The organism is Pseudoalteromonas sp. Z1A6, from assembly GCF_011378745.1.
Classification (GTDB): domain Bacteria; phylum Pseudomonadota; class Gammaproteobacteria; order Enterobacterales; family Alteromonadaceae; genus Pseudoalteromonas; species Pseudoalteromonas arctica.
Window position 1 is genome coordinate 1 of the sequence record NZ_WTKW01000286.1, and the last position, 5,340, is coordinate 5,340.

The 5,340-nt window shown below is 38.2% G+C and carries 7 protein-coding genes; 5 read left to right on the forward strand and 2 right to left on the reverse strand.

Annotation, left to right across the window (positions count from 1 at the left end):
- Positions 1-153: 153 nt before the first annotated feature.
- Positions 154-453 (forward strand): hypothetical protein, encoded by a 300-nt coding sequence (locus tag GQR46_RS15495; protein WP_021032137.1) that lies wholly within the window; start codon positions 154-156, stop codon positions 451-453.
- A 16-nt stretch (positions 454-469) separates the two neighbouring features.
- Here GQR46_RS15495 and GQR46_RS15500 read toward each other — a convergent pair whose 3' ends face one another.
- Together GQR46_RS15500 and GQR46_RS15505 are read right to left on the reverse strand one after the other, a co-directional pair.
- The gene (locus tag GQR46_RS15500; protein ID WP_024593283.1) at positions 470-862 is read right to left on the reverse strand and encodes a hypothetical protein; all 393 of its coding nucleotides are present in this window, start codon (positions 860-862) and stop codon (positions 470-472) included.
- Positions 863-966: 104 nt separating this feature from the next.
- Entirely contained in the window at positions 967-1,590 is a 624-nt protein-coding gene (locus GQR46_RS15505) for a CPBP family intramembrane glutamic endopeptidase (RefSeq protein ID WP_231609597.1), read from the reverse strand.
- Between the two features lie 358 nt (positions 1,591-1,948).
- Here GQR46_RS15505 and GQR46_RS15510 point away from each other — a divergent pair, with 358 nt between their 5' ends.
- From GQR46_RS15510 to GQR46_RS15525, 4 genes are all read left to right on the forward strand, one after another.
- Positions 1,949-2,650: a DUF3581 domain-containing protein gene (locus GQR46_RS15510; protein ID WP_007581602.1), complete on the forward strand. Its 702-nt coding sequence runs from the start codon at positions 1,949-1,951 to the stop codon at positions 2,648-2,650.
- 176 nt (positions 2,651-2,826) lie between these two features.
- Complete coding sequence (locus GQR46_RS15515) at positions 2,827-4,074, forward strand: DEAD/DEAH box helicase (protein ID WP_024593280.1); 1,248 nt, start codon at positions 2,827-2,829, stop codon at positions 4,072-4,074.
- A gap of 58 nt (positions 4,075-4,132) precedes the next feature.
- Positions 4,133-5,113 carry a sensor domain-containing diguanylate cyclase gene (locus tag GQR46_RS15520; RefSeq protein WP_165741402.1) on the forward strand — a complete coding sequence of 327 codons (981 nt, stop codon included), beginning with the start codon at positions 4,133-4,135 and terminating at the stop codon, positions 5,111-5,113.
- A gap of 16 nt (positions 5,114-5,129) precedes the next feature.
- A complete protein-coding gene (locus GQR46_RS15525; protein ID WP_165727599.1) occupies positions 5,130-5,327 on the forward strand; it encodes a hypothetical protein in 198 nt (65 codons plus the stop codon).
- Positions 5,328-5,340 lie beyond the last annotated feature (13 nt).

Consider the following 5,340-nt stretch of genomic DNA (forward strand, 5'->3'; position numbering starts at 1 on the left):
AAAAGCCGAGCTTTATTAAGCTCGGCTTTTTTGTGTTTAATCATTTTATATTAGTTTTATTGGCTATATGTCATGGTGTTTTAGTCTCGTTTAAAACCATAATGAGACTTAGTCCAATGCTACAATACGGCATATAAACTCATAGGAGGCAGTATGATTGCAACCGTTAAAAACAAAGCTATTTTTAGCAGCAATACATTTTCGATAAACCTTGTTACTTACCCAACTAATCACAGCGTAATGAACCATATTGACCCTGTGCAGCAAGGGCGCTATTACAAGCTCAACTTTGTATTAGAAAAACCTAAAGCGGGTGGGGTATTTAAATGCTCAAAATGCATTATAAATTTATTTAATCGCGTGTATTTATTCAGACCCGATAAGTACGAACACAGCGTATCTAAAATAGAGTCTGGAAAGCGCGTACTACTTAGCTTTGCGCTTAATATATAATTTGCACTTTTACTTATTAATAGTCGTAGGCCTGTCCGGTGCATAAAACAGATAGGTCGCAATACGATACAGACGTTTCACTACAAGAATTAATAGTAAAAGCATTTCCGCCTCTGCGCATGGCATCAGCTTTAAGTAAATCAATTGCGTTTGATTTAGAGCGGTTATAGCTTACATTATTGTTACCCATACCGTCGCCATCACAGCTTTCACCTTCTATTCGGCCTAGGAGTGTAGCGCCACTTTCGTGTGCTTCTTGGTCGCTATAAAATTGCTGTAAATCTCTTTTATTAACGTAGGTGCCAATTTCTTGAGATAAAACGCCGTTGTCTATATCTGTATGATAAGTCATGCTTGAACAACCCGTTATTGTGGCGAGCACTGTTATTGCCGTTATAAAACGTAGCATATTTATTAGTCCCTTAATTTATTATTTGAAATAGTAAATTACTAACAAAATCAAATGCGGGCAATGTTTACTACTAAGTAAATTGTTAGCATTTGTAAATGTATTTAGATTTTATTGAGCATCGGGTAAGTAAACAAAAAGAAGTGGCAAACATTAACCAACCAATGGCATAAAATAGCCCACTCTAAGCGCTGCGTTTTATAAAAAACATAGCCATACCCCAAGCCGGCAATAAATGAAACCAATACATAGTTAATTCCTCCAGCAAAATGTGCCAAAGCAAAAATACCTGCAGTAATTACAGGGGCAAGTATTGCTAAACGGGTAGGTGTAATTATTTTGCTAAGCTTAGTTTGTAGTAAACCTCGAAATAAAGCTTCCTCGGCAACACAGGTAAATAAAAGATTAATAGCAATAAAGGCTAACCAAAAGCCAGGAACCTTAGGGTTGAAGCTTACAAGTCCAAGCATTAAAGCCGCAGTGAGCGTAGCTAAAACAGTAGCAATAACTATTAAAATGGGTTGTTTAACGTTTAATGGGCCCGCTTTATTAGAGTCTGCTTTTAAAGCTTTTTTATTCGAATAAAAGTAAGCACAAAGAAATAAACCCGCCATAGCTTTATCAAAATTAGCATAAAGGGTAAATGCAATCGCATCGCTTGTAATACGCTCGTTTATAACAATAGGGAGGTTATTAAAACCAGGCATCCAATGAAGTGCTAATGCCAATGAGGAAACTATAAAAACAGTACTTAAAGTAGCGCGTATTATTGCCTGCTTTGTATTTAGCGCACAGTAGTATAAAACAACGTAAAGCCCGGTTAACAGCAGGGCATATAAATTTATATAACCTTGAAAATATGCACTTACAACACTTAAAGCTAGTAAGTAGTGCCAAAGGGGTTGCCGCATTATTGATATTTTGCAGTACGGAAAAACACATATAATTGATAGCGCTAATAAATAAAAGGTCATTGTTTTTTATTGCTCTGTTTTATTTAGCAACTAATCTAACAGATTCGACCTCTCAGTATTTTTTTTCTGGTAATATAGATAGGTTATAAGCAGTTTAAGCAGTGAACAAACTATGTTAAGTCCTTTTTTTCAGCAGCATGCTGATTATGTTTCTATCTCTCGTGAGCAAGGTTGTCGATTCGCTAAATGCGTTGCTGACGATTACAATCCACTTCACGACAAAGATGCCAAAAAGTTTTGCGCGCCAGGAGACTTACTTTTTTCATTGGTACTAGACCGCTACGGTATTAGTGAACAAATGGAATTTACTTTTGCCGGTATGGTTGATGAAAACACCAAACTTAACTTCCCTGAAGGGGCTGATGAGTTTGATGTAACCAATGGCGAAAAAGTTATTTTAAAGGTAAAGCGCAAAGGTAAAACCAGCCAATGCCCAGCACTGACTAATAGCCTAATAAAAAATTATGTTGAGTTTTCTGGTACTACTTTCCCGCATGTAATTATTCCATTAATGGGTAAGCAAGAGGTAATGATTAACCCTGCTCGCCCAATGATCATTTACGAATCAATGCTTATCAACCTTGATAATCTTGATATTACAGCACCAGAACTTGAGTTTGCAGAGCCTAGTTTTGAGTACGCCGGCAAGCGCGGAAAAATTACACTTCGTTTTAACCTGTTAGAAAACGGCGTTAAAGTGGGTAGTGGTGAAAAGCATATGGTAGTTTCGGGTATACGCGAATACTGCCAAGCAACAGTTGACGATTTAATAGCGTTTTACAACGAGCGTAAAGCGACACTAAAGCCAGCTTAAAGCTACATAAAATTATAAAAGGCGCTAAATACAGCTGTTATTTAGCGCCTTTTTTATTGTTTTAGCGCTAAAGTGAAAGTGAGCAACTACGATTAAATACTTTTCTGGACTGGTTAATTTACGCAGTACAGTAATATGCGTACAATAGCGCTCTTTGTTATTTTAAAGCTAAGCCTATGTCTGCCACTACGTTCTCATCACTTAATCTCGACCCGTTATTATTAACAGCGATTGAGCAAAATAATTACACTCAACCTACCGCAATTCAGATTAAAACTATTCCGCCTATTTTAGCCGGAAGTGATGTAATGGGCAGCGCGCAAACAGGTACGGGTAAAACTGCCGCCTTTGTTTTACCTTTATTACATAAGCTTTTAAATACCCCTAAAAAAGATGAGCAAGGCCTTGCACGTGTAGTCATTTTAACGCCAACCCGTGAGCTTGCTCAGCAAGTATTTGCAAGCTTTGAAAAGTACGCACAAGGCACTAATATCAATGGCGCTTTAGCCTATGGTGGCGCAAGTATTGGCCCTCAAATAAAAGCACTTAAAACAGCGCAAGTTATAGTGGCAACACCTGGGCGTTTGCTTGATCATATAGTTAAAGGCAGTGTGGTACTTTCAAGTGTAGACTCCTTAGTGTTTGACGAAGCTGACCGCATGCTTGATATGGGCTTTATTGATGAAATTAGACGTATATTGCGACATATCCCGGGCGATCGCCAAACTTTACTATTTTCAGCTACGTTTGATGACAGCGTGTTTGAACTCAGTAAAAAGTTACTTAAAAACCCAGAACTAATTGAAGTTGATAAACGTAACTCAGCCGCGGTTGAAGTAGAGCAAGTTATTTACGCTGTAGATGAGGATCGTAAGCGCGAACTTGTATCGCACATGATTGGTATGAAAAACTGGCGCCAAGTGCTTATTTTTACTCGCACAAAACAAATGGCTGATCAGCTTGCTAAAGAAATGTGTAAAGACGGTTTAAAAACCGAATCAATCCATGGTGACAAATCGCAAGGCGCACGCGACCGTGCATTGCAAAACTTTAAAGAAGGTATTACACGCGTACTTGTTGCAACCGATGTAGCTGCGCGTGGTTTAGATATTTCTACACTTAGATACGTAATTAACTTTGAACTACCGTACATTGCCGAGGATTACGTGCACCGTATTGGCCGTACAGGTCGTGCTGGCGAACAAGGACTTGCTATGTCGCTGGTAAGTCTAGATGAGCAATGGCTGCTAGAAGAAATTGAAGTACTACTCGATACGCGTTTAACGCCGCAGTGGTTAGAAGGTTACGAGCCAGATCCTAATAAAAAGCCAAAAGATAATCGTAAAAATACTAACAAGTCGCGAAAAGATCGCGATAAAAAACGCATCACTGGTAAAAGAGAGCCAAGCAGACGTCGTAAATAATAGCTTTTACTTTGCTTTTTTGCCTATACTGGAGCTACTAAATAGCCGAGGTAAAGCAATGTTTGAAATTGATCAATGGGCATTTTCTGGTATTGATGGCCAAATATCTTTGCATAAATGGCAAAAAACAATCGACCTTATAACGGGGCTTTTTTCAGCCCCGTCTGGTTATATAGTTCAGGCAACAAGCAAAGGCTATCGCGTTGTTATTAGAAGTAACGAAGGTGGCTCTAACTTTGAGACCAATCCTATACTTCCTCCTCAAACCCCTCTATTTTGTCGGTACGTTGCTGAAACTAAAAATATTTTATATGTTAATGATGCAAGCAATAACGATGCATGGAACACCCTACCAGAAGTAGTTGAAGATGGTGTTGAATCCTACCTAGGTTTACCTATTCATTGGCCTGAAGGCGAAGTATTTGGCACGCTATGCTTAAAAGACACTCAGAAAACAAGCTATACCGATGAATATTTTGAACTCATAGAACAACTGCGTGATTTGATTGAAGACGACCTAGCGCTTGTGTATAGCTATGAGCAAATGCGCGAAATAGCCATGTTAGACTCATTAACGAATATTTATAATCGCCGAGCACTTAACTTATTAGCCCAGCAAAAACTTAACTTAGCGCTACGTTTAGGCTTTGACGTGTGTTGTTTGTTTATTGATATAAACGACTTTAAAAAATTAAACGACACCTGCGGACATGAAGTGGGCGACAAAGCCTTAATTATATTGGCAGATACGCTAAAAACGCATTTAAGAGATGCTGATATAGTAGGGCGCTTAGGTGGCGATGAGTTTGTTGCAGTAATGCAAGTAAGCGATAAAAGCAAGATTAACTACATCATGGATAAAATTTCGACTGAGTATTCAAAAGTCTTACTCAAAGAAGACGTTTGCGATTTATCGCTTAGTATTGGTTATAGTTTTACTAATAAACAAAAGCAGCCCTTTGAAGCGCTATTAAATGATGCAGACCACGCAATGTATAAAAATAAACAAGCGTATAAGCTCGCTAAAAAGGCACAATAGTAAAAGGAGGTTCGTCATGACTCATGCCACACAAACTTGGCTGGTTTTTTCTGCGATAGGTTTTATTTTTTCCTTAGCAATAATAAGCTTATTTGAAACGTTTACTAGCATTAGATTTATATCTAATGAGGGAATAGTTTTTGGTGTTATGTGCTCCTCTATGGGGTTTGCCTTAAAAAGGCTTGAGAGTAATAACCAAAAACAGCTTCAATAAATAGTTTAAGCTG

What these genes read in the sequence shown, in the direction of transcription:
- GQR46_RS15525 (WP_165727599.1), top strand. Translation starts at nt 5,130, where the DNA reads ATGACTCATGCCACACAAACTTGGCTGGTTTTTTCTGCGATAGGTTTT.
- GQR46_RS15495 (WP_021032137.1), top strand. Translation starts at nt 154, where the DNA reads ATGATTGCAACCGTTAAAAACAAAGCTATTTTTAGCAGCAATACATTT.
- GQR46_RS15510 (WP_007581602.1), top strand. Translation starts at nt 1,949, where the DNA reads ATGTTAAGTCCTTTTTTTCAGCAGCATGCTGATTATGTTTCTATCTCT.
- GQR46_RS15520 (WP_165741402.1), top strand. Translation starts at nt 4,133, where the DNA reads ATGTTTGAAATTGATCAATGGGCATTTTCTGGTATTGATGGCCAAATA.
- GQR46_RS15515 (WP_024593280.1), top strand. Translation starts at nt 2,827, where the DNA reads ATGTCTGCCACTACGTTCTCATCACTTAATCTCGACCCGTTATTATTA.
- GQR46_RS15500 (WP_024593283.1), bottom strand. Translation starts at nt 862, where the DNA reads ATGCTACGTTTTATAACGGCAATAACAGTGCTCGCCACAATAACGGGT.